A 23,408-nucleotide genomic window follows, 5' to 3' on the forward strand; every position below is an offset into this window, starting at 1 on the left:
ATAGGTTTAAACACATAGATGTGAGCTGCGCCTCACCAAGGCGAGCTTTACACACAGCCTCATACACACAAGGAGTGTCATGACTGCAGAAAACGTCACCTACGCAACCGCCGAAGAGCTTCGCGCAGCGTTCGACCTTCCAACCGAAGGTCGCGAAATCAAGGACCCAGCGACCGGCGAACTTGTCGGCTACGCGCCAGAGCCAACCGTTGAGGACCTCGACCGCGCAGTGGTCAAGGCACGCGAGGCGCAGAAGGCCTGGGCCGCTAAGTCCATCGAGGACCGCACCAACGTCATGATGGCGGTCGCCGATGCGCTCGACGAGAACGCTGAACAGCTCGCTCAGTTGCTCTCCCGCGAGCAGGGTAAGCCGCTCAACGGCCCGAACGCTCGCTTCGAGGTCGGCGCGTGCTCCGCTTGGTTGCGTGCAACCGCCGCGATCGAGGTCAAGCCAGAGGTCCTGTTCGACGACGAATCCGGTAAGGCTGAACTGCACTGGCGCCCGCTCGGCGTGGTTGGCGCTGTTGGCCCGTGGAACTGGCCGATGATGATCACGATGTGGCAGATCGCGCCGAACCTCAAGATGGGTAACGCTACTGTCATCAAGCCTTCCGAGTACACCCCGCTTTCGGTGCTCGCGATGGTTAACGTCATGAACCGCGTCCTGCCTGAGGGCCTCGTTCAGGTCATCGCTGGTGGTCGCGACGTGGGTGAGGCGTTCACCGCCCACAAGGACATCGATAAGATCATGTTCACCGGTTCGATCGAAACCGGTAAGGCTATCGCTAAGGCGTCCGCTGAAACCCTCAAGCGCGTAACCCTTGAGCTCGGCGGTAACGACGCCGGCATCGTGCTCGATGACGTCGACCCAGCTGCGATCGCTCAGGACTTGTTCTGGGGCGCGTTCATCAACACTGGCCAGACCTGTGCGGCACTCAAGCGTCTCTACGTACCTGACTCGATCTACGACGAGGTTGTCGAGGAACTGCGCAAGGTCGCTGAAGCGATGCCGATGGGTGTTGGCCTGGGCGAGGAGAACGTGCTCGGCCCACTGCAGAACCAGATGCAGCTCGACATCGTCAAGCGCTTGGTTCAGGCCGCTAAGGACAGCGGCGCCCGCATCGTAACCGGCGGCGAGGAACGCCCAGCGGACGAAGCTGGCTTCTTCTACCCAACGACCCTGGTTGCCGACATCGACAACGACAACCCGCTCGTCGCTGAAGAACAGTTCGGCCCGGCTCTGCCGATCATCCGCTACACGGATATTGAGGAAGCCATCGAGATGGCGAACGGCCTCGAGGTCGGCCTGGGCTCGTCTGTATGGTCCTCGAACCGCGAGCGCGCCCTTGAGGTCGCTAACCGCCTCGAAGCTGGCACCACGTGGATCAACAAGCACGGCGCGATCGACCCTCGCATGCCGTTCGGTGGCGCTAAGCAGTCCGGTTACGGCGTCGAGTTCGCGATGGAAGGCCTCAAGGAAGTCGCACAGCCACACGTGATCAACTACTGATTGCGGCGGCGCCGCGGCGCCGGGGTGGCTCTACCCCTGGGTGTCGTATGTAGGCGTTTCTGAGAGGGGTTTTGGGGTGCCTTGCGGGGCGTCCTAAAACCCCTCTCTGTGTTTCTTGCATGATTCAGCTTTGCGTCACACAGATTGGAAACGTGACCAAGAGCATAAAAGTAGTGGAATTATGAGTAGAATTAGGTTGCATCAAGAACAGTTCGTCCAAAGAAAACGGCACAATGTCGTCAATCTTTCGTATCTGGCTGATCTTTGATTACTTTCTGTGACAAAGTTCACATCACACTCTCATCTTTGACATGACGGGAAGAAAACCATGAAGCGTACTCGCGCAACATCCCTCGCGGCTGTAGCCGCAATTGCAGCTCTCGGTTTGTCTGCCTGCTCCGGCGACGATTCCAACGGCGGCGGCTCCAACGGTGGCGAAAAGAAGAAGGTCGACATCGTCCAGTTCGTTAAGCACCCGTCGCTCGACGCAGCTAACGAAGGCTTCAAGAAGGGCCTCAAGGACAACGGCATCGACGCCGAGGTCAAGGAATACAACGCACAGGGCGAAGCCGCTAACAACGCCCAGATCGGTTCCCAGATCTCGACCGGTAAGTCCGACCTGATCCTCGCTATCGCAACCCCAAGCGCGCAGGTCCTCTCGCAGGCCGTCAAGGATCGTCCGATCCTCTTCACCGCGGTCACCGACCCAGTTGACGCTAAGCTCGTCGACTCGCTCGAAAAGCCAGGCAAGAACGTCACCGGTACTTCGGATGCGAACCCAGTTGAAGAGCAGCTCGAACTGCTCAAGCAGATCAACCCAGACGCTAAGAAGATCGGTATCGTCTACTCCTCAGCAGAGCAGAACTCCAAGGTTCAGGTTGAGTGGGCTAAGGAAGCCGCAACCAAGCTCGGCATGACCGTTGAAGCCAAGGCAATCTCCGCATCCTCCGAGGTATCCCAGGCTGCAACCTCCCTCAACGTTGACGCGTTCTACGTGCCAACCGACAACATGGTCGTTGCATCCCTCGAGTCCCTCCTGAAGGTCGCAGAGAACAAGAAGATCCCAACCATCGCGGCAGAAGGTGACTCCGTCAAGCGCGGCGCAACCGCAACCGTCGGCATCAACTACATGAAGCTCGGCGAACAGACCGGCGCGATGGCCGCGAAGGTCCTCAAGGGCGAAGCGAAGCCAGAAGAGATGGCTGTCGAAACTCAGTCGGAATACGACGTCTACGTCAACGAGACCGCAGCTAAGAAGGCCGGAATCGAACTTCCGAAGGACCTCGTCGACAAGGCAGCCGAAAAGTACTGATCCACCCACGGATCACTCAAAACCCTGACGTGAAGCCCAGCGCACGCCACGCTTCACCGAAGACAACAGCGGCGGTGCAGGGAGCAGTACACAGCCCTCTGCACCGCCGAACTGTGAGAACACCACCACGCATGCAGGAGCACACACCATGTTTTTCAGCGACATGCTGGCTCAGCTACCCTCCGGAACGGAGCTTGGGCTGATCTACGGCATCGCAGCCCTCGGGGTCTACCTGACCTTCCGTGTCCTCGGTTTCCCTGACCTCACCGTCGACGGTTCTTTCACGACCGGCGGCGCAACCGCAGCCGCCGCGATCGTCGCAGGCGTGCCCCCATGGCTCGCAATGCTCATGGCATTCGGCGCGGGCGCTATCGCAGGCTCGCTCACCGGCATCCTGCACACCAAGGGCAAGATCGATGGCCTGCTCGCGTCCATCATCATGATGATTGCGTTGTACTCGATCAACCTGCACATCATGGGGAACTCCGCAGCCAAGCCACTGCTCGGTGAAACCACCATGCTGACCCCGCTCGAAGAAAACGGCCTTCTGCGCGACAACTGGGTCGGTTCCGGTCTGTTGCTCGTAGGCGTTCTCGCGGTCTCATTCGTCCTCATCTGGTTCCTGCACACCCGCACCGGCCTCGCGCTGCGTGCAACCGGTAACAACAGCCAGATGGCAACCTCGTTCCGCGTCAACACGGACAACCAGAAGATCCTCGGCCTCGCGATCTCGAACGGCCTCGTCGCAGTCTCGGGTGCATTCCTGGCCCAGTACCAGTCGATCGCAGACGCCACGATGGGTATTGGTCTGATCGTGATCGGTCTGGCCTCCGTTATCGTCGGTCAGGCGATCTTCGGTCAGCGCCGCGTATGGCAGGCAGTCCTCGCGTGTGTTGCCGGTTCGATCCTCTACCGCTGGGTTCTGCAGATCGCACTCGGCGCGGGCCTCCCAGCATCGGACATGAAGCTTGCATCCGCGGTCCTCGTCGTCATCGCGTTGCTGCTGCCACGCCTCGAAATCTTCAAGAAGATGAAGGGCCGCAAGCTCCGCCGCGAACAAACGGAAGCTGAAGCCGGACTTCCAGACGACGCTGACACCCCAGCTAAGGCCAAGGCATAAGGAGAGACACATGCTTGAAATTCAGAACCTCTCCCGCACGTTCTTCCCGGGAACCGTCAACGAACGCAAAGCCCTGCGCAATATCAACTTGAAGCTCAACAACGGTGACTTCGTGACCGTGATCGGCTCCAACGGTGCAGGTAAGTCGACGCTGCTCAACATGATCGGTGGGCGTTTGCGCCCGGACACCGGCAAGGTAGCGATCAACGGTAAGGACGTCACGAAGATCAAGGAACACAAGCGGGCCCTGTGGGTCGCGCGCGTGTTCCAGGACCCGATGGCCGGTACCGCGCCTGGCCTCACGATCGAAGAGAACCTCTCGGTTGCGGTCTCCCGCGTTCGTAGCCGCGGCCTACAGAAAGCCGTGTCCTCGAAGGATCGTGCTCAGTTCCGCACCGCGCTCGAAACCCTCGAGCTCGGGCTCGAGAACCGCATGAAAACCCCGGTCGGGTTGCTTTCGGGTGGTCAGCGTCAGGCGCTCAGCCTGCTCATGGCAACTATGACGCACCCGCAGATCCTGCTCCTTGACGAACACACCGCGGCGCTCGACCCGCAGCGCGCAGCGCTCGTCTCGCGTCTGACCGGCGAGATCGTGGAACGCGACCAGCTCACCACGCTCATGGTCACCCACAACATGGAACAAGCGATCCAGCTGGGCAACCGCCTCATCATGATGCACGACGGGCAGATCATCCTCGAACTCGACGGCGAAGAGAAGAAGAACGCAACCGTCTCGAGCCTCCTGGCAGAGTTCGACAAGATCGGCGGAGAGCTCTCCGACCGTTCCCTGCTTGCATAAAAGAAGGCTGGCGTTAGCCTCAGCTGGCCCAATCCGGCAGCCAAGCTAGCCAACAGCACGATGCGGTGCACACCTCACGCAAGGTGTGCACCGCATCGTGCGTTAAGGCACCGCGGTCCATCTAAAGGCCGCGCGCCGCGAGTATTTACCGCACAGACGTGAGGCGCGGTATCTTGAAGAGTATGCCCACACAGTCTGTTAAGCGCGGACAACGCCCGCCCATGAACCCTGCCGTCAAGATCGGTGCGCTGGTGCTCGGCGCGATCGTTGTTGTCGCGGTACTTGTGCTTGCCGCCCGCGGACTGCGGAGCCTCGACGCCGTTGAGCAGTTCATTCAACGCTATCCAGGCACCTCAGAACCGCCTGCGTTCAGCGAGCCCGGATTCCCGCTGTGGGTGCGCATCACGCACTACCTGAACTTCCTGTTCATCCTGCTTCTGATGCGTTCCGGGATGGAGAAACGCGCGATCGGTGCGCGCAAGCACCCCGCGTATTGGACACCGAGCAAGCGCGGCGGTCGCAAGATCCCGTTCTTGCTGTGGTGGCACCAGTTCGTTGACGTTCTGTGGGTTGTCAACGGGCTCGTCTACGTGGTGCTTCTGTTCTCGACCGGCCGCTGGGGCCGCTTGGTGCCGACCAGCTGGGATGTCTTCCCGAACGCGGTCTCCGCAGGCCTGCAGTATCTTTCGCTGGACTGGCCGCTCACCGAATCGTGGGGCGCCTATAACTCACTGCAGCTACTCGCATACTTTGTGGTCGTGTTTATCGCGGCGCCGCTGGCGATCATCTCGGGCCTGCGGCTCTCGAGCTTCTGGCCTAAGGACGCCCCGAAGCTCAATAAGGTCGTGTCAGCTAAGGTCGCTCGCGGCCTGCACTTCCCGGTAGTTGTTGTGTTCATTGGGTTCGTAGTGTTCCACGTGTTCCTCGTGTTCACCACGGGGATGCGGCAGAACCTCAACCACATGTTCGCAGGGACCGCTGACACCTCGTGGGTTGGTTTCTGGGGCTTCGTGATCTCCACGGTTGTTGCGGTGGGCCTAACTGCTGCCGCAACAACGCCGGTTCTACGGCCTATCGCCGCGACCCACGGCAAGGTCACGACCCGCTAGGTCACGGTTCGCTAAGCCGCGCCTCGCTGGGTTGCACGCCACTGACCACTGTCCTCTGAGTCAGCGCGCGTGTATCAGCGCAACCATTTCCGCGAGCCGCGCCGGGGTCATGTCGGCGAGGGTTTCACGGATGATGAGCCCGTCGCGTCCCGTGATGGCCGCGGTGTGGGGGATACCCAGGGTTGCTAGTCCCGCGTTGACTGCGGAGGCTGTGCCGGGCGTCGAGTCTTCGATCGCAATCACCCGGGTTGCCGGCAGCTCCAACCCCGTCGCCTCGCGCAACAGACGCAGCCCCTTGAGGTAGGGCTCAGGCTCTGGTTTGTGTGGGTACACCGTGTCTCCGGTGACGATCGCATCGAATGGATTGCGTCCCAAGACCTCGATGAAAGCGCTCGAAAGAGGCGTCTCAGACATCGTGACGAGCGCCTGCGGAACCCCGGCCTCACTGAGCGCTTCGAGGAGCTCGCGTGCGCCTGGTCTCCATGGGATACCGAACTCTCGCACCCCTGCGGCGACCTCCGTGATGAGGTGGTCGATGATCTCCCGGACTGACAAGTTCAGGCCCGCTTCCCGCATCTTTTCGGCGGCAGAAGGTAGGGAAGCGCCTACGAAGTCCTCGACGTCTTGCTGAGTCCAGGGTGCACCTGCACGTTCCATGAGTGAGATCTCGGCCCGGCCCCACAGCGGGTCGGAATCGATGAGGGTTCCGTCCATGTCCCACAGGACTGCCGCTGGTAGCTGGTTGCTCATGTTCACTCTCACTCGCTTTGGCATCGTCGATGGGTGGCTGATGTGGTCGACGATGCGGTGGCCCCGTTCGCGCTGGTATGTGTGCGCTGGTATGTTCGCCTCCAGTCTAGGCAGGGGACCTGGAGGGGCAGACCGGGCAAGAGAAATTGCGGCGCTTAAAGCGCTGTGAGGTATGGGATGAAAATCCCATACCCCACAGCCGATGGTGGTGATCGGTTAGTTCAGTGAACTACTCCGCGATTATGGAGCGGTGATCACCTGTGCGCGAGAGCCGTACTGCTTCTCGTTGCCGCCCTTGAGGTTGCCGGTGCGGTTGTTCAGGTGCAGGACCAAGAACTTCTTGGATGCGTCCTGAACCAGTACCGGAGCGGCGGAACCCTGAACCGAAGTGACAAGCAGGCCGTCGGTGCGGTTCGCGATACCTGGGTTAGCGGCATCGAATTCGATCCAGTCGGTCTTGTCAACCGCAACGTTCTTACCGTTTTCGTCAACGTGGTACATGGACCAGGACGAGACCTTGTAGCGGATCTTCGCTGCGTCTTCCTTGGTCAGGCCAATCTCCTTGAGGGATACCGGGAAGATAGCGACGTTCGAGTCGAAAGTCGCTGGGTCCTGGTTACCCAGCAGGTCGTTGACCGGACGCAGGTCGACGGTCTTGCCCGACTTCGCATCGGCGGTTACTGCGAGGTCCAGATCGAGGGAGTCGAGCCGGGTGTTGAACATGTTGTAGTCGGCCTTGCCGTCACCGTTGACATCGATGTCGATGTTGAATTCGGTGGCGCTGTTCATGCGTGCCCAGTTGCCCCAGGTCGAAATACCGAAACCGAGGAGGCCGTCCTCCATGCCAGTGACCGGTACGGTCGAGGTTGCGCCGACGTACTGGAGGTCCATTTCACGGGCGGCAGGAACCTTGTCCAGCTCCTTCTTCCCGCGCTCCGAGGTTGCGCCGAGCTCGAGCACGGCTGCCTTGGAGATGAACGCTTCGTTGCGCAGACCGGAGTCTGCATCAGGGCCGCGGAACTGGACGGTCGAACGGTCGCCGCGGAGCTTGGTCAGCTTGGCGGTTGCGTTACCTGCTGGCTTTGGTGCCGAGGTCACTGGGACGCGCAGGGTTGGCTGGGTCGAGGAAGTGAATTCGACGCGGCCGGTCGTGTCTGCAACGTATGCACGTGGCAGATCTTCCTGCTTTGCATCCATGGTTGGGTCCATGGTGCGAGTCATCTTGTTCTTGTCGAAGGTGAGAGTCACCTTGACCTGTGCGATGCCCTTGGATGGAACCGTGACGCGCTGCTTGTCGAGGGAGACCTTGACACCCTTCTGCTGGGTTGCGCCCTTGTATGCGACGTTGTAGGTCTGTGCGCGGGTGGTCATGTTGCGCAGTTCGACCGTCTTGGTCACGGAATCGGTGTTCTGGACAACCTCAACGACACCGAAGTTAGCGGAGACGAGGTCCTTGCGGTCCTTGTCGTAGGCGATAACCGGGGTCTTGAGAGCGGCGTCAGCCATCACACGGCCGGAACCAACACGGTTTGGACCGTAGACGTTCTTGCCCTTCTTGATGTCGGCAGCCGCGGTGTTCATGACGATGTTCTTGATCTCGAGTGGCGTGTAGTTGCCGTTAGCTGCAACCAGAGCCGAAACACCCGCGGTGAACGGGGTAGCCATCGAGGTACCGGACATGTTCAGTGCACCGTTACCCATGCCAACACCTGCGGAAGGAATCGAGGTACCTGGTGCTGCCACGTCTGGCTTCACAACGGCATCCGAGCCGTGCAGACCACGCGAGGACGATGGGTTCAAGGTGTCCAGGGCGTCGGTGTTGATGGACATCGAGGAGGTCTTGGCAGGATCAACGCTGATCTCGAGCTCGCCCTTCTTAGCGGCCTCGACAAGCTCCTCAGATCCGGACTTGGTGAACTGAACGCCTGGGATCTTGTCGTTACCGGCAATACCTGCGGTGAAGACCTCGTTCGGAGCGTTGAGAACAACACCCTTAGCGCCTGCTGCGGCAGCGTTGTCGAAGCGAGCCTTGGAGCCACATTCGAGCTTCTCGCCGGCTGGGTCGTCAGTCCAGTGCAGCCATACCCACTTGCCCTTGATCGACTCGTCGCCGGTCAATGGGGCACAACCGGTGGTCTTGAGGCCAGACTTCGGAACAACAACCTGACCGGACTCTGCCTTCTCCCATGGGTAGGAAGCGGAGAGCTGGCCTGGGTAGTCCTTCGCGAGGTCCTTAGGCTTGGTCACGGTGATCGCGTCAGCTGCGGCCTGCGAGCCGACGGAGTTAGCAACCGTGAGGGACGATGGTGCAACACCTGGTGCGCCACCGATGTCGGTGATGTCACCGGAGTTACCGGAAGCGATGACGGTCAGGATGCCCTGCTTGGTGAGGGCGTCGACCATGTCGGCCTCTGGGTCATCGGCCGGGGTGTTGGTCGAGCCCAGCGACATGTTGACGATCTGTGCGCGGTCAGAGAAGTCGCCGTCACCGTTCGGGTCGAGCACACGGTCGAGTGCTTCGCCGACAACGTTGGTCGAACCTTCACAGCCGAACACGCGCAGGGACACGATGCCAGCTTCTGGGGCGGCACCTGGGCCGATGCGCATCGCGTTGACCAGGTCGTCGTTGAGGGATTCGTAGTCGCCGCGGAATGTCTTGCCGTTTTCGTCGACGCCGTAGCCTGCAGCGGTGCCGGCTACGTGGGTTCCGTGGCCGCCAAGTTCACAGTCAAGCGGGTTGGAGTCTGGCTTTGGGAGCGAGAAGAGAGACGCAGCGTTGTAGTCATCGCCGACGAGGTCCCAGCCGCCCTTGTACTTCTTTGGATCGTAGAGGCCGGAATCAGCCGATGGCATGTCCTTGGAAGCCTTAGCTTTCTTGTAGGCTTCCTTGGTGCCTGGGCCGCCGAAGGCTGCGTGGGTGTAGTCCAAACCGGAGTCGATAACCGCGATGGTGACGCCCTTACCGGTCTGCTTCTGAGCGGCCCATGCCTGGACGGAGCCGGTGTCGATCACGGTGCCCTTGTTGTTGCGGGTCTTTGGAATGATCGCGGAAATCTTGACGACGTCGTCGCGGGATGCGAGTGCGCGCAGGCTGTCAGCGTCACCCTGAAGTGCAACGCCAGGAAGAGCGTTGGTGGTCTTGTAGAGGACCTTCGAGTTGGACTGCTTTGCAGCGGAGGTGCCCTGTGCCTGGATCTGCTTGCGGAGCTGGCGGACCTTAGCGACGTTCTTGACTGGACGCTTTTTGCCGCTACGCACCTGGGCTGGCTGGGAGAGCTCGTAAGCACCTTTACCGGCGAACTGTACGTAGACGGAAACCTGGCCCTCCATCTTGGCCAGAGGGCCCTGGACCTTGAGAGAGTTGAGTTTCTTCAGATCAAGGTCAGATGGCTTGAGCTTGTTCTTATCAACCTTGTCCTTGTTTTGGCTGAGCGAATCTGACTTAGCTGCAGGGTTCATGAATGACGATGCGTTAGCGGCGGGCACTGTACCCACGGCTAGCGCAGCACCTACAGCCAGCGCTGCGGCGCCGCGTGCTACGCGGCGCGTTTTGCTGTTTTTCAAGAGATCTCCTCAAGAGTGCTTTGGTGTCGAGTAATGGGACAAATGCTGATGAGAACGACGCGGTCAACAGAATGTGCGGTACATCACATCAACACTGATGAGATTTGTCTAAACCGGAGGTAATGTCAAGGGAAATTTTTGTACTTGATAGTCCGCTAAGGCGCACCTTTGAGCTAGCTGTGTAGGGCGGAGTTGCCGGATGTAAAACATCCCGGGTTTCTCAGACCTTGCCTGTGAAGTCTGAGAACCGGGATGAAAAAAATTTTCAAAATATGTCAGGAGTTTTTTGCTCGCGGACAGGTGGCGCACAGCGCTTCTAGTTTGAGCGCAGGCCACCCTGCCACAGAGCGTCGAATGGGAGTGAGGATTCCACACGCTGGCTGATTCCGCGCGTCACGAACTCTTTGGCTTCGCGGGCCGCCTCGAGCGGGGAGCGGCCCTGAGCCAGCAGCGCGGCAATAGCCGCAGCGAGCGAGCATCCAGCGCCGGACACCGCATGATCGCCAACCTTAGGCGTCGAGAGAACCTCGAACTCGCCGCCGTCATAGAAAACATCCACAGCATCAGGGCCGTCCAAACGGATACCGCCCTTAGCGAGCACAGCGGCGCCGGACTTCTCGTGGATCACCTTGGCGGCCTTCTTGAGGCCCTCAACGTCAGTGATCTCAAAGCCCGCCAACGTCGAGGCTTCAAAGAGGTTCGGGGTCACGAACGTAGCCTTCGGAAGAAGCTTGGCAACCAATGCCTGGTCGGTGTCCAAAGCCGCGCCCGGCTCCTGGCCCTTGCAGATCAAAACCGGATCCAGGACCACGTTGTCCCACTCCTGGTTTTCAAGAGCGCCAGCCACCGTTTCGATGGTCTGCGGGGTGCCCATCATGCCGAGCTTGACGGTGCGAAGCTTGCCATCGTACGAGGTCTGCGAGGCCTCGAGTTGATCCGCGATCACCTGCGGATCAACCGGCACGAAGCGGTGGTTCCAGTTGTCCTTCGGGTCGAAAGAAACGATGCAGGTGAGCCCGACAATGCCGAAAACGCCGAGCTCCTGGAACGTCTTGAGGTCAGCCTGAGCGCCGGCACCGCCGGTGGCTTCAGAACCTGCGATGGTCAATACGATGGGGGGATTCTCAAAAGTCATAGTCATATCGTAAAACCGTGAGATGTCATGATCAGCCAAACTGGCCGAACGACATGCCAGAATAGGTCGGGAACTTTCATGTTTCGTAGCAACCCGGTGGTGGCAGGACCGGGCCGCGCACATCCCCTTAAGGAGAGCCATGTCCAGCCGGCCTGAAACCATCCCTGCCAGCCCCGCATCAGACGCCGCACGCGAGCATCGAGCCGTGTTCGCATCGACGGGTTCGCGTTTTTACCCCACCATCCTGGCCCTCATGGGGCTGGTGTTCGTGCTCAGCAACATCGGCGCCAGCAAGGGCGTTGAGCTGTTCGGCCTCGTAACGGACGGCGGTTTCTTCCTCTTCCCGCTCGCCTACATCTTGGGCGACGTGGTCTCGGAGGTCTATGGGTGGAAGGCCTCACGCCGGGCCATCATTACGACGTTCGTGTTTGGCGCGCTCGCGGTGCTCACTTTCCAGACGATCATCGCGCTGCCTGCCGCGAGCTTCTACGAAGGCCAGGAAGCGCTTGCAGCAACGTTGGGACCGGTATGGCAGATCGTGCTCGCGTCCCTGTTGGGGTTCATGGCCGGCCAGTTGTCTAACGCGCTGATCATCGTGTGGCTCAAGCGTCGCCACGGCGAGCGCGGCCTGTTACTGCGCATCCTGGGTTCCTCAGGTGTGGGTGAGGCGTTGGATACGCTGATTTTCTGCTCGATCGCCGCACCGGTTATTGGGATCGATTCGTTCGGGGTTTTCCTGCAGTACTTTGTGATTGGTTTCTGCTGGAAGCTCGGTGTTGAGGTTGTGTTCTCACCGGTTACGGTCGTGGTGATTAAGCTCGTGAAGCGCTTCGAGCCGAGCTACCCGAAGAACGGTGCCGCAGTAGCCGTCTAGATTTCCGGCCCGTCGGCGTTGGTCGACGGTGTATCCACCTAGCTTTCCGGCCCATCTGGCGAGCCGCTGCCGCCGTAGTAGTTGCTTAAGACGGTGTGCTTGTAGTCCTCGTAGGTTCCGTTTTCGATCGCTTCGCGGGCGCGGTCCACAAGCCTCACTGTGAAGGTGAGGTTGTGGATTGAGATGAGCGTGTGGCTCAGCATTTCCTTCGCCTTGTAGAGGTGGTGGATGTAGGCGCGCGAGTAGGTGCTGCAGGTTGCGCAGTCGCAGCCGGGCTGTAGCGGGCGGAAGTCTTCGCGGAAGCGCCGGTTGGAGAGGTTGTAGCGGCCGTAGTCGGTGTAGAAGGCAGAGTTGCGGGCTACGCGGGTCGGGGAGACGCAGTCGAAGGTGTCGGCGCCGTTTTCGATGGCCCACAGGACGTCGTCGGGTTCGGAGATGCCGAGCAGGTGGCGCGGCTTATTTTCCGGTAGCTCTTCGGCACACCAGCCCACGATGGTCCCGAGATTTTCTTTCTCGAGCGCGCCGCCGATACCGAAGCCGTCGAATGGCATGGCCCCGAGGTCTTGGCAGGCTTGGCGGCGCAGGTCTTCGTATTGCGCGCCCTGGATCACGCCGAAAAGCGCTTGGTAGGGGCGGTGGCCGCGTTCGTCGGTGAGTCGGAAGTGCTCGAGGATGCAACGTTCAGCCCAGCGGCGCGTGCGTTCGAGCGATTCGATCTGGTACTGGCGCGAATTGTGCAGGGTTGTGAGCTCGTCGAATGCGAACATGATGTCCGCGCCGAGGCCGTGCTGAACCTGCATCGAAATCTCTGGCGTGAAGCGGTGTTTATCGCCGTTGATGTGGGATGTGAACCACACGCCGTCGTCATCGACGTTAGCCATGCGTTCATGTCCGGGTGCGACCGCATCGTCGGCTCCGCCACCCACGGGGGCGCCATCCGCGCCCATGTCGATGACTTTCTTGAAACCTGAACCCAGGCTCATGACTTGGAAGCCGCCGGAATCGGTGAAGGTCGGGCCGTCCCAGCCCATGAACTTACCCAGCCCGCCCGCGGCGTCCACGACCTCGTGGCCAGGCTGAAGATACAGGTGGTAGGCGTTGGAGAGCACGGCCTGCGCTCCGAGTTCGGCGACATCGCGCGGAAGCACAGCTTTGACGGTTGCCTTGGTTCCGACTGTCACGAACGCCGGCGTCTTGATGTCCCCATGTGGAGTGCGGATCACGCCGGTGCGGCCGCGCCCGTTATCCATGCGGGTGCCCACGGTGAAGCCGAACTCCGACTGCCGCTCGTGCCCGGCCGGAAGCTCCGGCTTGACGTAATCCGCGGACGGCGCGTGGCTAGCTGGAGCGGAGCTGTGCCCACCTGGAGCGGAGCTGTGTCTAACTGGAGCGGAGCTCGGCCTAGTTTGCGCGGGAGTGGTCTTCACGGGGTTCTCCTGAGGCGGCGCGGATGATCGGTATTTCGCGTTCGATCAGCGCGATGTATTCGGGGCGTTCACGTTCGAACGCTAAACGGTAGGCGGTCGTGACCATGAGGGATTTCAGGCGGTTCCACCGCAACTCCAGTTCGAGGTCCGCGTTGAGGGCGTCGCGGGCGCGCTGTATTTCACGGTCGTATAACGATGCGTGCTCAAGCTGGCGCCGGTGGATGTCACGTGCGCTGCCCGGCAGGGTCGCGATAAGCGCTTCCTCACCATCCTTGAGCTGTTCCGCGTAGCCGGCTGCCCCATCGTCATCCCCGGCCTGTGCCGCAAGCCAGCTCGCCAACGCGAGGCCCTGGCGGGTGGGAACCCAGCGGGTCGTGTTGTCGGCGAATGTCTGCTGAGTCAGGACGTTGAGGACCGGCCACGCGAGGTCAGTGTTCTCGTACACGATAGCGAGCTGGTACGCGGCCCACGCGAGCGTGTCGAGGTGGGAGCCAGCCCGCGTGTTGATGCCTGGTGCAACGCGGAGCGCTGCGGTCAGCATCTGGTGGTCTTTGCGGTAGGTCGCTGCCGCTTCAACGAGCGCTGCCTCCGCGGTCCCGTCCTCAACGGGAACCGCGAGCAACTCGTCAATGCCGGGGCCAAGGTCCCGCTCGGTGAAGACCCGGATGGTCGAGTTGATGGCCACGGTTGCGTGTGTGCCGTCCTCCAGGACCACGTCGACGTAGGCATCGGTCCCGAACGAGTCTTTCACGATGGTCGCGGAACGCACCGGCTGCGAGGGCATACCGGAACGACGCATGAAACGGTCGCCCTTGGTGATGTCGCGAGCGGGGATCGCCTGACGATAGCGCGGAAAGTTACCGTCGAAGTTGACGGTCACCGTCCCCACCCCACGTGGGCGAGCGCTTGGTGGATGATCTGCCCGCGTCCGCCGGTGAACTCGGCCTGGACGCTTTCCGAAAGAGCTTCTTCCGGTGTGAGCCACGACAGCTCGAGGGCGTCTTGGCGCGGATTGCATTCGCCCTGAACTGGGATCACGTAGGTCAGCGCGACGGCGTGCTGGCGTTCGTCGGTGAGCCCTGTTTCGGACGGCGACGGGAAGTATTCTGCGACCGTGCACGGAACCAGCGAGGCCGGCAACGACGGCATCGCGAGCGGGCCGAGGTCCTTTTCGAGGTTGCGCATCAGCGCGGCGCGGATCGTCTCACGGTACATCACGCGGCCGGAAACGAAGGTCCGCTCGAACTGACCGTCATCGGTGGTCGTGTAGAGCAGGCCGACCTCAGAAACGTAGCCCATCGGATCCACACGCACAGGGATTGCCTGGACGTAGACGATCGGTAGGCGTCGTCGGGCTTCGTACAGGTCCTCTTCTGAGAGCCAACCTGGGTTTGGGTCTGGGGTCCGTACTGCGCTCATAGTCTTTGTTCTACCTCACTGGGTGCGTGGTTGCCAGCGTTGCGCGGGGCGTGGTTGCTGTGTTCAGCGGTTAGCGCATTCCGCGCCAGTAAGCGTCCGATGCGGGGTTGTTTTCAACGCGGACGCGCAGCGAACGTGCGGTGACGGCTGCCCAGTGTGGGTTGCGGAGGGCTTCGCGGCCGATGCAGATGGCGTCAGCTTGGCCGCTGGCGGCGATCGTTTCGGCTTGCGCGGGTTCGGTGATGAGGCCGACTGCGCTGACCACGGCGTCGCCGGCTGGTAGCGCTTGGCGGACAGCGGAGGCTAGTGCGACTTGGTAGCCGGCTCCGATCGGGATGACCTTAGGGTCTGGGTGGATGCCGCCGGAAGAGATGTCGAACCACGTCACGCCGGCTTCGTCGAACAGGCGGCGGGTGAGTTCGATCGTTTCTTCGACGGTCACGCCGTGTTCGACCCAGTCGGTTGCGGACAAGCGGATGCCCAGCGGCTTGTGTGCCGGCCAGACCTCGCGCACCGCAGTTGCGACCTCGAGCGCGAAACGTGCACGGTCCTGCCCGTACTCGTCATCGCGCTGATTGGTGAGCGGGGAGAAGAACTCGTGGATCAGGTAGCCGTGGGCCCCGTGGAGCTGCACGGCGTCGTAGCCGGCTTGATCCGCGCGGCGCGCGGCCTCACGGAACGCCTCGATGACGTCGCGGATGTCCTCGGTGGTCATCGCGCACGGAGTGAGAAGTCCCGGCTGGATCGGTTCTGAACCCGGCGCGATGACCTCCCACGCACGGTCTTCGTCCAACGGCCCTTCAGGTTCGTTAGGCAAGTGTGGATAGGTCGAGGCTTTGCCGCCCGCGTGCCCCAGCTGAACAGCGGCAGCCGCGCCGTGAGCGTGCATGAACTCCACCATCGTGCGGTGGGCATCAATCTGCTCATCCGACCACAAGCCGAGGTCTTGATCCGAGATCCGGCCGCGTGCCTCAACAGCGGTGGATTCGACCGTGATGAGGCCGAAACCGCCGGTCGCGAACGCTCCGTAATGCACCAGATGCCACGGCTGTGGAACGCCGGTGCGTGGCGCGGAGTACTGGCACATCGGGGAGACGAACGCGCGGTTGCGTACCGTCAGGCCCGCACCTTCGCGCGCCGGGATGGTCAGTTCAGTAAACAGCGTGGAAGCCACGGAACTCCTTAGTCGTCGGCTTAGTCGCGGGCAGGGGGTCTGCCGTGCGGCGGACCTCCAGCTTACGAGGTAGGTCTTCAGCGGGGGAGGTAGGTTTTCGCGAAGTTGACGAGGATGCGGTGCGCCGCCGACACGTCCGCGTTGCGGGCCATGCTCGCAATCGCATCGAAATCTTCCGGATCAAAGTATCCGTTTTCACGATACGCTTCGATGCGTTCGATGAGCCCGGCCGGGTCCAGCTCGGGGTGGAACTGGGTTGCGTAGATGTTCTGTTTGAGCTTGTACATCTGCACCGGCGCAGGGCCCGATGTGGCGAGCAGTACCGCCTCGGGTGGCAGCTTGGTCGTTGACTCTTTGTGGCCAACGAACGCATCGAAGTGCGGGTCAACGCCGGCGAGCAGCGGGTCGGTGAGGCCCTCCGGGGTAAGGCTGATGTGGGAGATGCCGGCGGGTTCGGAATACGTGCGGTCGATGACTGCGCCCGAGGCGAGACCGAGCACCCCAACGCCGTAGCACAGGCCCAGGAACGGGAGGTCTTTTTCGATGACGACCCCCACCAGGCGAGCGAGCTCTTCCTCAACGCGGACTTGGGTTTCGCTGCGGTCGGCATCGGTTGCCGTGAAGGGGCTGCCACCGAGCACGAGCGCCGAATAGCGTTGATGCCACGTGTTTTCGAAACCTACTGGGAGCGGCTCGGCTTCGAGCCGGAACCGTTCAACATCGCGTTCCTCGAGGCCTGAAAGCCGCACGAACGCTTCATATTCGGCGTCCGCCAAAGCATCTTCCGGGCGGGTCTGGATGAGGAGGAATGGTGCGCTCATGAGGCCCGTCCTTTCACGTGCGTGATTCAGTTGCTGCGGCGCAGATTGGCGTCGATGAATGCTTCTTTGACGCGGATGTCGTTGCGACGCGTGATTGCTGCGATGAGTGTTCCGACCATCGTGAGCCCGGCCGCGAAGATGAGGGCCGCGTTGAAACCCAAGGTCACGATGTGGGCGGTGATGAGCCACGTAGCTCCCCACGCGAACGCGATGGGCGCCCAGATGCGGCCGCGCTCGGATACCGCGGCGAGCAGAACAGGGATGCTTGCCACAATGAGCGCGAGCGGAGCCCACAGCCCTTGCGGCGGCACGGCCCATCCGGACGCGGTTGCCGCCACGCCTGCGGTCCACGCGGCGATGAAGGCGCCGGCACCGAGGCTTAGTTCCGCTGGAAGATCAGTTTCGAAGTATTCACGATGCGTGCGTGCCGTGAGCAGGTTGAGCCGCCGCACAGACTCCGCGGCCAGCGCCGTCCACAGTACCGCGCACGCCACGGCGAGCCACCACGAGCCGGTCATGGCAGATGCGACCCAGCCTCCGATGGCGGCCGCAGTCGCCGCGGTAACCCACCCGGTGCTGCGCTGGCGGCGCGCTGAATGCTGATTGCGTTTCCACGAGAAGCCGCTTGCGACGAGCAAGCTGAGAGCGGCGGCGGGAACCAGCGCCAAACCAGGAACCAACGGCGCAAGTTCAACACGTGCACCGGATTGCCCCATGAGCCCGGCTGGGATGCCACCGCTAAAGAGCACGAAGCTCGCCACGACCGCAACGATGGAGACAACGGTGGCCGCGATGCGCCGGAAGACATCGCCCGCGCGAGGCTCGGGAGGAGCGGAAAACTCAGGCAAGTTGTATGGGATTACCACGGTCTGTGGCGCATGATCCTGCGTGGCCGACGATGACGGCCTGCGCGAGACCGCGATCGGAACGTACTCGGTTGGTTTGTAATCAGGGTCGCTGTGGCGCACGGACTGTTCCCGGAGAGCCTCGCGAGCCTCCCACACGCTCTCTTCGAGCGTGAGCTCGCGAGCCTGCTCATCACGTGCGGTGCGCTCAGCGATCGCTTCCTGCGCCATAGCAACCGCGTCTTCCAAGCTGCCATCAAACGGCGCGGCGTTTTCAGAAACCTTGTTGCGCTCAGAAGACTTGCCCTGCTCAGAAGACTTGCGCTGCGCCGCATCGGGCCCCTTGCCGGCCTTGCGCATCCGCTCACGCGAAGCTTCCGCCGCCGCAGCGCGACGTGCCGCCTCAGCGTTCGCATCATCCACATCGAACGGCGCTTCACGTTCAGGGAAACGCAACGTCTCCGGGCGGATCCGCGCCGGGAAATACAAGGTCTCGCCGTAGCCCTCTACAGACTCGCTTGCGCGCTCGCCGTGGCTAACTTCCGTGTTCTGGGCATCAGAAAGATCCCGAGCATCATCAACCTGCTCGCCTGAGCGGTCATTGTTCTTCTCGGGATTGCTCCAACGGGAGGGAAGTTGCACTGACGTCTCCTCGAAGTCGACGGCGGCGTCTCTGTATCCACACAACAGGGACTACCCCAAAAACACTACCGAGGATCATGCCAAGAACCGCGGAAGCCCACGCCGGCAAACCGAGAACAGTGTGCAGAATCCCACCGATCAGCACCATATAGATGACCCACAAAACAGAACCGACGAAAGAGGACCACCACACGGTTGACCACTTCAACCGAGCCAGCCCCGCACCGACATACGCGACCGAGCGACCGCCCGAAATGAAGCGCAAGCCCACAAGCACCGAAAAACTGCCCGCCGTACCAAGTGAGCCCGCCGTCGAGTCCACGCTCGCGAGCAACCGGCGGCCCCATCGTCGTTTTTCAAGCGAAGCGCGGCGCGTACGCACCATCCACGTGAGCCAAACTTCGCCCAAAACATGGCCGACCACCGTGACCGCGGCCGCGAGCGGGCCGTTGATGACGCCTTGCTGAGCCAGGGCGGGGATCGCGAGCGCGAACAGTTCCTGCGGTAACGGCGGGAAGATCACGTCGAGGATCTGCGTCAGAAACGTCCCCAGGTAGAACCAAGCGCCCCACGCGTTCGGGTCAAGGAGATTCATGGCCGCCCGCTCCGGGATGGAGTGTCGATGTGCTTGAGAGGGCCTAGCGTCAGGCGCTGCTGCGTTGTGAAGCTGCGCGGCTGGCCCGTGAGCGGGTCAGTGAAAGAGATTGTGTGGGCGAGGAGCTGGAGCGGTTCGTCGTGGTTGTCCGGCCCGTCATCGAGTAGGTACGGGTAATGCTGGTCGCCGACGATGCCGGAGCCCAGTTGCGCGAGATGCACGCGCAACTGGTGGGTGCGGCCGGTCACGGGGGAGAGGTTCCACAGGCACACGTCTTCCCCGCGGCGGTTGGCGCCGTGGGCGGCGAGCTGAATGCGGGTTTCCGCGTTGGGTGGGAGGTCGTGCAGGCGCACCACGATCTCGCCCTTGGTTTTCTTGATGTGGCTGCGGACCGTGAAAGGAAGTCTCGTGCCGCCCAGGGTGGGGCGCAGCGGATTCCAGTCAGGCGGGGTCAGCGTTACGGCCTGGTACTTCTTGGTGACTTCGCGGCGTTCAAACATGGTTTGGTATGCGCCGCGGGTCGCCGGGTTGATCGAGAACATGACCACGCCGGCTGTTGCGCGGTCGAGCCGGTGGATTGGCACAAGGTCGTTCATGTTGAGTTGTACGCGCAGCCGGGCGAGAGCGGATTCGCGGACATAACGGCCGCCTGGCGTCATCGGCAAGAAGTGAGGCTTGTCCACGACGAGCAGGTCAGCGTCGCGGTGGATGATGCGGCAATAAAACGGGATGTGCTCCTCGTTAGGGGAGTTCCGGTAGTACCAAATGAACTCGTGCGCACCCAGCGGGGTGTCCGGGGTGACGCGGCTGCCATCCACCGCGGCGACCTCGCCGTTGGCGAAGCGGCGGCGCAAGCCTTCGGCGTCGATGTGCCCGAACCGATGCAGCGTGTACTCCTGGATGGTCTCCCAAGGGCCGGTCGTGGGCACGCGAAGGCGGGTCGCGTTGATGCCGTCTTTGACCGGTAGTGGGGAGTCTTTATAGGAGGAAGGTTTGAAGCTCATGCGTTTCGGTGGCGGATTGTTTGCTGTTGCGTGCCCATTGTCTCAGCAACCGCCAAGCGTGAGGGAAATGCTTGACGCCTGTTTGGGCCTCCAGAAAAAGTTAAGGTAGCTTAACAATTGCCGGGGTATGTTGAAGCCTTAAGCTGGCCAGGAGGACACCATGCAAGCAGCCGATGCGGTGCGCGTCGAAGAGCTGACCGTGCGCTACGGACACAACACCATCCTGAGCAACGTCAACCTCAGCATCCCCGCAGGACGCATGGTGGGAGTCATGGGCCCCAACGGCGCCGGGAAATCCACCCTCGTCAAAGCTTGCATGGGGCTCATTCCGCGAGCCACAGGCCGCATCAACATCAACGGTAAAAGCCTTGACGAGGTGCGTGGCGAAGTTGCCTACATTCCCCAACGCACCACAAGCGACTGGGACTTCCCGATCACCGTCCTAGAAACCGTGGTGCTCGGAAGCTATCCGCGGCTACGCACCTTCCAACGGCCCAGCCGAACCGACCGCGAACACGCCCGCGAATGCCTCGATGCGGTCGGGATGAGCGAGTACGCCACAACCCAGCTAAGGGAACTCTCCGGAGGCCAAGCCCAACGCGTCTTCACCGCGCGAGCCCTCATGCAAGAGGCCACCGTGTTCTTCCTCGACGAGCCTTTCGTGGGTATCGACGCCGCATCCCAGGCCCGCATCACACACATCCTCAAGCAACGCGTCGCCCACGGCGCGACCGTCATCGTGGTCCACCACGACCTCAACAACGCACGCCTCATCTTCGACGACATCGTGCTCGTCAACCGCCGTATCATCGCCAACGGAGCCACAGCCGCGATCTTCACCGCAGACAACCTCTCCGCAACCTACGGGCCCGACATCATCACCTACGCGCCGGCGCTGCTCGGCGGCGGGGAGAACGAGAACCTATGACCTTCATCAACGACCTTTTCGAATACACATTCCTCGCCCGTGCACTCTTCACCGCAAGCGTTGTGGGGCTTGTGTGCGGGGTCATCGGCAGCTTCATCATCCTGCGGGGGCTCTCACTCATGGGGGACGCGATCTCCCACGCCGTGCTGCCGGGGATCGCGCTCGCGTTCATGTTCGACGTCTCATTCTTCGTGGGAGCGCTCGCCGCGGGGCTGCTCGCGGCGTTCGGGATCGGCGTGGTCTCGACCACCACAACGCTCAAACGTGACACCTCGATCGGGATCGTGTTCACCGCGTTTCTCGCGTTCGGCATCATCTTGCTCTCCAACACGACCGCGACGTTCTCACTGACCGATGTATTGTTCGGCAACGTGCTCGCGGTTCGGAAGCAAGACATGTGGCTTGCGGTGGTGATCGGCGCGGTTGTGTGCGCGGCGGTCTTGTTGTTCTATAAACAGCTGAAGATCACGACGTTCGACCCGGTCCTCGCTGACTCTTACGGGGTTCCCGTCAAAGCCGTGCATTACGGCGTTCTGGTTGCGCTTGCACTCGTGACGGTCGCGTCCGTGCAGACCGTGGGCGTGATCCTCGTGGTCGCTTTGCTCATCACACCCGCCGCGACCGCGTATCTGCTGACCACCCGGTTGCCAAGCATGATCGCGGTCTCCGCGCTCATCGGTGTCGTAGCGGCTGCTGGAGGGATGTATTTCTCCGTGAGGTTCAACATCGTGTCCGGGCCAGCCATCGTGCTCACCGCGTTCACCATGTTCACGCTCGCATATCTCTTCGCGCCACGCACCGGCGTCGTTACGAAAGCGATCGCTGGGCGATGACGCGGAAAGTGACTTTCAAAGCGGTGCTTGCTGCCATCGCGGTGGCGTTGCTTGCCGTGACAGGTTGTAGCGTGGTTCCGCGAGACGAGGCCGGTAGTGGCGCCGGGTTCGGTGGTGACGGCAAGTTCAACGTCGTGACGAGTTTTTCTGTTCTCGAGGACATGACGCGGCAGATCGGCGGGGAGCACGTGAATGTCTATAACCTCGTTCCGGTGGGGCAGGACCCGCATGAATACGAGCTCCGCCCGGCTGACACGACTCACGCTCAGGACGCCGACCTACTCATTTCGAGCGGCATGAATCTTGAGGGCGGGAACGACGGCTGGATCAGCCGCCTCATGACCGCCGTGGACCTGGACACCAGCCAACACGTGGAGGCGACCCGCGGCATCAAACCGCTCTACATCAGCGACGGGGTGGAACAGGACGAAGCTGACGGCGATCAAGCATCCGATCTGGATGAGGACGAAGTTAATCCGCATGTTTTCGTTGACCCGGCTAACGGGGCGAAGATGGCGGAGAATATCGCGGAGGCCCTGATCCGGGCGGACCCGGAGCACGCCGCTGAGTATCGTGCCAACCGGGACGCCTACGTTGGGCGCATCAACGAGTTGGCGGGCAGTTATGACGAACTGTTCGCAGGCGTCGCGGAGCGTGACCGGATCATCGTGACAAGCGAGCGTGCGTTCCAGTATCTAGCAAAGCGTTACGGGCTTGCCGAGGGCTACATCTGGCTGATCGATACGGAGGACGCGGGTAGTCCCGAGCAGCTGAAGCGTGCCGTGGATTTTGTGCGGGAGCATCGGCCGCGGGCGCTGTTTGTGGAAACGAACGTCAATCAGCGGCCTATGGAGACTGTGTCGGAGGAGACCGGTGTGCCGATCGCAGGAACCCTGTACTCGGATGAACTCGGTGCGCCAGGCACGCCGGCTGGGACCTACATCGGTTTCCTGGAACACAACCTTGAAAGCCTGACCCGCGGGCTCGGTGAACAGTAGGGCTAGATCTTCGGGAACCGGCGCTTCTCAGTGAACGGTTCGACGTGGAACATATCAACGCCGCGTTCTCTGAGCCCTTCAAGTACGCGTTCGCTCACGATCCACGCGAAACTGTGGGCGCTTTCCCGCCAAGCATATGACGTAATCTCGCTGGTGCCTTCCGTGTTTTCGACGAATCCGACGTAGCCGGTGACGCGCCCCTCGTTCGCGCTGAAAAGGTTTACCTCGAATGTTGAGCACCCTGCTACCCCGAGTTCAGCTACTGCATCCGCGAAACGTTGGGACACGAGCGTGGGCGGGCCACCCCAGAGAATGTCGCCCCGACGTTTACCGCGACTTATTGTTTCTCGTTCGAACCACACGTCGAATGGGAGCTCTTCGAGGTTGCCGTCGGCAACAACATCGTAAATATCGCGTCCATCGTCAAGGGTGTACGGCCCCAACGGGGGTTTCCCTTCCCAAACTGTGCGAATCCAAAAGTCTCGGCGGGTGCTCAGCGGAAGTATCTCGTACCAAGTCGTCACGGGGTCCCTCGTCAGGTCTAGGCGG

General features: G+C 61.6%; 21 protein-coding genes. 9 read left to right on the forward strand and 12 right to left on the reverse strand.

Going from position 1 to position 23,408, the window contains the following annotated elements; genetic code table 11:
* Positions 1 to 79 precede the first annotated feature (79 nt).
* The 5 genes from CAY35_RS05780 (at position 80) to CAY35_RS05800 (ending at position 5,850) form a co-directional block, all read left to right on the forward strand.
* Positions 80 to 1,510 (forward strand): aldehyde dehydrogenase family protein, encoded by a 1,431-nt coding sequence (locus tag CAY35_RS05780; protein WP_109303731.1) that lies wholly within the window; start codon positions 80 to 82, stop codon positions 1,508 to 1,510.
* Between the two features lie 328 nt (positions 1,511 to 1,838).
* Entirely contained in the window at positions 1,839 to 2,822 is a 984-nt protein-coding gene (locus tag CAY35_RS05785; protein ID WP_109303732.1) for an ABC transporter substrate-binding protein, read from the forward strand.
* 148 nt (positions 2,823 to 2,970) lie between these two features.
* Positions 2,971 to 3,942: an ABC transporter permease gene (locus CAY35_RS05790; protein ID WP_258265656.1), complete on the forward strand. Its 972-nt coding sequence runs from the start codon at positions 2,971 to 2,973 to the stop codon at positions 3,940 to 3,942.
* 10 nt (positions 3,943 to 3,952) lie between these two features.
* Positions 3,953 to 4,741 carry an ABC transporter ATP-binding protein gene (locus CAY35_RS05795; protein WP_109303733.1) on the forward strand — a complete coding sequence of 263 codons (789 nt, stop codon included), beginning with the start codon at positions 3,953 to 3,955 and terminating at the stop codon, positions 4,739 to 4,741.
* A gap of 182 nt (positions 4,742 to 4,923) precedes the next feature.
* Positions 4,924 to 5,850: a cytochrome b/b6 domain-containing protein gene (locus CAY35_RS05800; RefSeq protein WP_109303734.1), complete on the forward strand. Its 927-nt coding sequence runs from the start codon at positions 4,924 to 4,926 to the stop codon at positions 5,848 to 5,850.
* Between the two features lie 60 nt (positions 5,851 to 5,910).
* Here the strand turns inward: CAY35_RS05800 and CAY35_RS05805 are convergent, their stop codons facing one another.
* From CAY35_RS05805 to CAY35_RS05815, 3 genes are all read right to left on the reverse strand, one after another.
* Positions 5,911 to 6,600: an HAD family hydrolase gene (locus tag CAY35_RS05805; RefSeq protein WP_181377506.1), complete on the reverse strand. Its 690-nt coding sequence runs from the start codon at positions 6,598 to 6,600 to the stop codon at positions 5,911 to 5,913.
* A 240-nt stretch (positions 6,601 to 6,840) separates the two neighbouring features.
* The gene (locus tag CAY35_RS05810; protein WP_109303736.1) at positions 6,841 to 10,164 is read right to left on the reverse strand and encodes a S8 family peptidase; all 3,324 of its coding nucleotides are present in this window, start codon (positions 10,162 to 10,164) and stop codon (positions 6,841 to 6,843) included.
* 316 nt (positions 10,165 to 10,480) lie between these two features.
* Positions 10,481 to 11,299 carry a hydroxymethylpyrimidine/phosphomethylpyrimidine kinase gene (locus CAY35_RS05815; RefSeq protein ID WP_233430855.1) on the reverse strand — a complete coding sequence of 273 codons (819 nt, stop codon included), beginning with the start codon at positions 11,297 to 11,299 and terminating at the stop codon, positions 10,481 to 10,483.
* 139 nt (positions 11,300 to 11,438) lie between these two features.
* On the opposite strand from CAY35_RS05815, the gene CAY35_RS05820 reads away from it, so the two are divergent.
* Positions 11,439 to 12,173: a queuosine precursor transporter gene (locus CAY35_RS05820; RefSeq protein ID WP_101629885.1), complete on the forward strand. Its 735-nt coding sequence runs from the start codon at positions 11,439 to 11,441 to the stop codon at positions 12,171 to 12,173.
* Between the two features lie 38 nt (positions 12,174 to 12,211).
* Here CAY35_RS05820 and tgt read toward each other — a convergent pair whose 3' ends face one another.
* From tgt to CAY35_RS05860, 8 genes are all read right to left on the reverse strand, one after another.
* Positions 12,212 to 13,423: a tRNA guanosine(34) transglycosylase Tgt gene (gene tgt, locus CAY35_RS05825; protein WP_109303783.1), complete on the reverse strand. Its 1,212-nt coding sequence runs from the start codon at positions 13,421 to 13,423 to the stop codon at positions 12,212 to 12,214.
* A gap of 151 nt (positions 13,424 to 13,574) precedes the next feature.
* A complete protein-coding gene (locus tag CAY35_RS05830; protein WP_109303737.1) occupies positions 13,575 to 14,480 on the reverse strand; it encodes a DUF6707 family protein in 906 nt (301 codons plus the stop codon).
* Positions 14,477 to 15,019, reverse strand: a complete 543-nt coding sequence (locus CAY35_RS05835) for an NUDIX hydrolase family protein (protein ID WP_109303738.1) — start codon at positions 15,017 to 15,019, stop codon at positions 14,477 to 14,479. The genes CAY35_RS05830 and CAY35_RS05835 overlap by 4 nt, the downstream gene beginning before the upstream one ends.
* Before the next feature lie 70 nt (positions 15,020 to 15,089).
* The gene (locus CAY35_RS05840) at positions 15,090 to 16,193 is read right to left on the reverse strand and encodes an NADH:flavin oxidoreductase/NADH oxidase (protein WP_109303739.1); all 1,104 of its coding nucleotides are present in this window, start codon (positions 16,191 to 16,193) and stop codon (positions 15,090 to 15,092) included.
* Positions 16,194 to 16,270: 77 nt separating this feature from the next.
* On the reverse strand, positions 16,271 to 17,014 hold the full coding sequence (locus CAY35_RS05845; RefSeq protein WP_109303740.1) for a glutamine amidotransferase: 744 nt from the start codon (positions 17,012 to 17,014) through the stop codon (positions 16,271 to 16,273).
* Between the two features lie 26 nt (positions 17,015 to 17,040).
* Positions 17,041 to 18,501, reverse strand: a complete 1,461-nt coding sequence (locus CAY35_RS05850; protein ID WP_109303741.1) for a hypothetical protein — start codon at positions 18,499 to 18,501, stop codon at positions 17,041 to 17,043.
* A complete protein-coding gene (locus tag CAY35_RS05855) occupies positions 18,458 to 19,096 on the reverse strand; it encodes a DedA family protein (RefSeq protein ID WP_109303742.1) in 639 nt (212 codons plus the stop codon). Before CAY35_RS05855 ends, CAY35_RS05850 begins: the two co-directional genes overlap by 44 nt.
* A complete protein-coding gene (locus CAY35_RS05860; RefSeq protein ID WP_109303743.1) occupies positions 19,093 to 20,100 on the reverse strand; it encodes a pseudouridine synthase in 1,008 nt (335 codons plus the stop codon). The genes CAY35_RS05855 and CAY35_RS05860 overlap by 4 nt, the downstream gene beginning before the upstream one ends.
* A gap of 160 nt (positions 20,101 to 20,260) precedes the next feature.
* Between CAY35_RS05860 and CAY35_RS05865 the strand changes: the two genes are divergently transcribed.
* Genes CAY35_RS05865 through CAY35_RS05875 form a run of 3 tightly spaced genes read left to right on the forward strand, consistent with a single transcriptional unit; the run spans position 20,261 to position 22,859 of the window.
* Positions 20,261 to 21,028: a metal ABC transporter ATP-binding protein gene (locus tag CAY35_RS05865; protein WP_070491859.1), complete on the forward strand. Its 768-nt coding sequence runs from the start codon at positions 20,261 to 20,263 to the stop codon at positions 21,026 to 21,028.
* Positions 21,025 to 21,861 carry a metal ABC transporter permease gene (locus CAY35_RS05870; RefSeq protein ID WP_070491791.1) on the forward strand — a complete coding sequence of 279 codons (837 nt, stop codon included), beginning with the start codon at positions 21,025 to 21,027 and terminating at the stop codon, positions 21,859 to 21,861. The genes CAY35_RS05865 and CAY35_RS05870 overlap by 4 nt, the downstream gene beginning before the upstream one ends.
* 8 nt (positions 21,862 to 21,869) lie before the next feature.
* A complete protein-coding gene (locus CAY35_RS05875) occupies positions 21,870 to 22,859 on the forward strand; it encodes a metal ABC transporter solute-binding protein, Zn/Mn family (protein WP_181377507.1) in 990 nt (329 codons plus the stop codon).
* A gap of 2 nt (positions 22,860 to 22,861) precedes the next feature.
* On the opposite strand, the gene CAY35_RS05880 is transcribed toward CAY35_RS05875, so the two are convergent.
* Positions 22,862 to 23,302: a hypothetical protein gene (locus tag CAY35_RS05880; protein WP_070508043.1), complete on the reverse strand. Its 441-nt coding sequence runs from the start codon at positions 23,300 to 23,302 to the stop codon at positions 22,862 to 22,864.
* Positions 23,303 to 23,408: the final 106 nt, after the last annotated feature.

Source organism: Pseudoglutamicibacter cumminsii, from assembly GCF_003143995.1.
Classification (GTDB): domain Bacteria; phylum Actinomycetota; class Actinomycetes; order Actinomycetales; family Micrococcaceae; genus Pseudoglutamicibacter; species Pseudoglutamicibacter cumminsii_B.

What these genes read in the sequence shown, in the direction of transcription:
- CAY35_RS05790 (WP_258265656.1), top strand. Translation starts at nt 2,971, where the DNA reads ATGTTTTTCAGCGACATGCTGGCTCAGCTACCCTCCGGAACGGAGCTT.
- CAY35_RS05855 (WP_109303742.1), bottom strand. Translation starts at nt 19,096, where the DNA reads ATGAATCTCCTTGACCCGAACGCGTGGGGCGCTTGGTTCTACCTGGGG.
- CAY35_RS05820 (WP_101629885.1), top strand. Translation starts at nt 11,439, where the DNA reads ATGTCCAGCCGGCCTGAAACCATCCCTGCCAGCCCCGCATCAGACGCC.
- CAY35_RS05780 (WP_109303731.1), top strand. Translation starts at nt 80, where the DNA reads ATGACTGCAGAAAACGTCACCTACGCAACCGCCGAAGAGCTTCGCGCA.
- CAY35_RS05785 (WP_109303732.1), top strand. Translation starts at nt 1,839, where the DNA reads ATGAAGCGTACTCGCGCAACATCCCTCGCGGCTGTAGCCGCAATTGCA.
- CAY35_RS05860 (WP_109303743.1), bottom strand. Translation starts at nt 20,100, where the DNA reads ATGAGCTTCAAACCTTCCTCCTATAAAGACTCCCCACTACCGGTCAAA.
- tgt (WP_109303783.1), bottom strand. Translation starts at nt 13,423, where the DNA reads ATGGATAACGGGCGCGGCCGCACCGGCGTGATCCGCACTCCACATGGG.
- CAY35_RS05795 (WP_109303733.1), top strand. Translation starts at nt 3,953, where the DNA reads ATGCTTGAAATTCAGAACCTCTCCCGCACGTTCTTCCCGGGAACCGTC.
- CAY35_RS05845 (WP_109303740.1), bottom strand. Translation starts at nt 17,014, where the DNA reads ATGAGCGCACCATTCCTCCTCATCCAGACCCGCCCGGAAGATGCTTTG.
- CAY35_RS05815 (WP_233430855.1), bottom strand. Translation starts at nt 11,299, where the DNA reads ATGACTTTTGAGAATCCCCCCATCGTATTGACCATCGCAGGTTCTGAA.
- CAY35_RS05805 (WP_181377506.1), bottom strand. Translation starts at nt 6,600, where the DNA reads ATGAGCAACCAGCTACCAGCGGCAGTCCTGTGGGACATGGACGGAACC.
- CAY35_RS05865 (WP_070491859.1), top strand. Translation starts at nt 20,261, where the DNA reads ATGCAAGCAGCCGATGCGGTGCGCGTCGAAGAGCTGACCGTGCGCTAC.
- CAY35_RS05800 (WP_109303734.1), top strand. Translation starts at nt 4,924, where the DNA reads ATGCCCACACAGTCTGTTAAGCGCGGACAACGCCCGCCCATGAACCCT.
- CAY35_RS05870 (WP_070491791.1), top strand. Translation starts at nt 21,025, where the DNA reads ATGACCTTCATCAACGACCTTTTCGAATACACATTCCTCGCCCGTGCA.
- CAY35_RS05835 (WP_109303738.1), bottom strand. Translation starts at nt 15,019, where the DNA reads ATGAGCGCAGTACGGACCCCAGACCCAAACCCAGGTTGGCTCTCAGAA.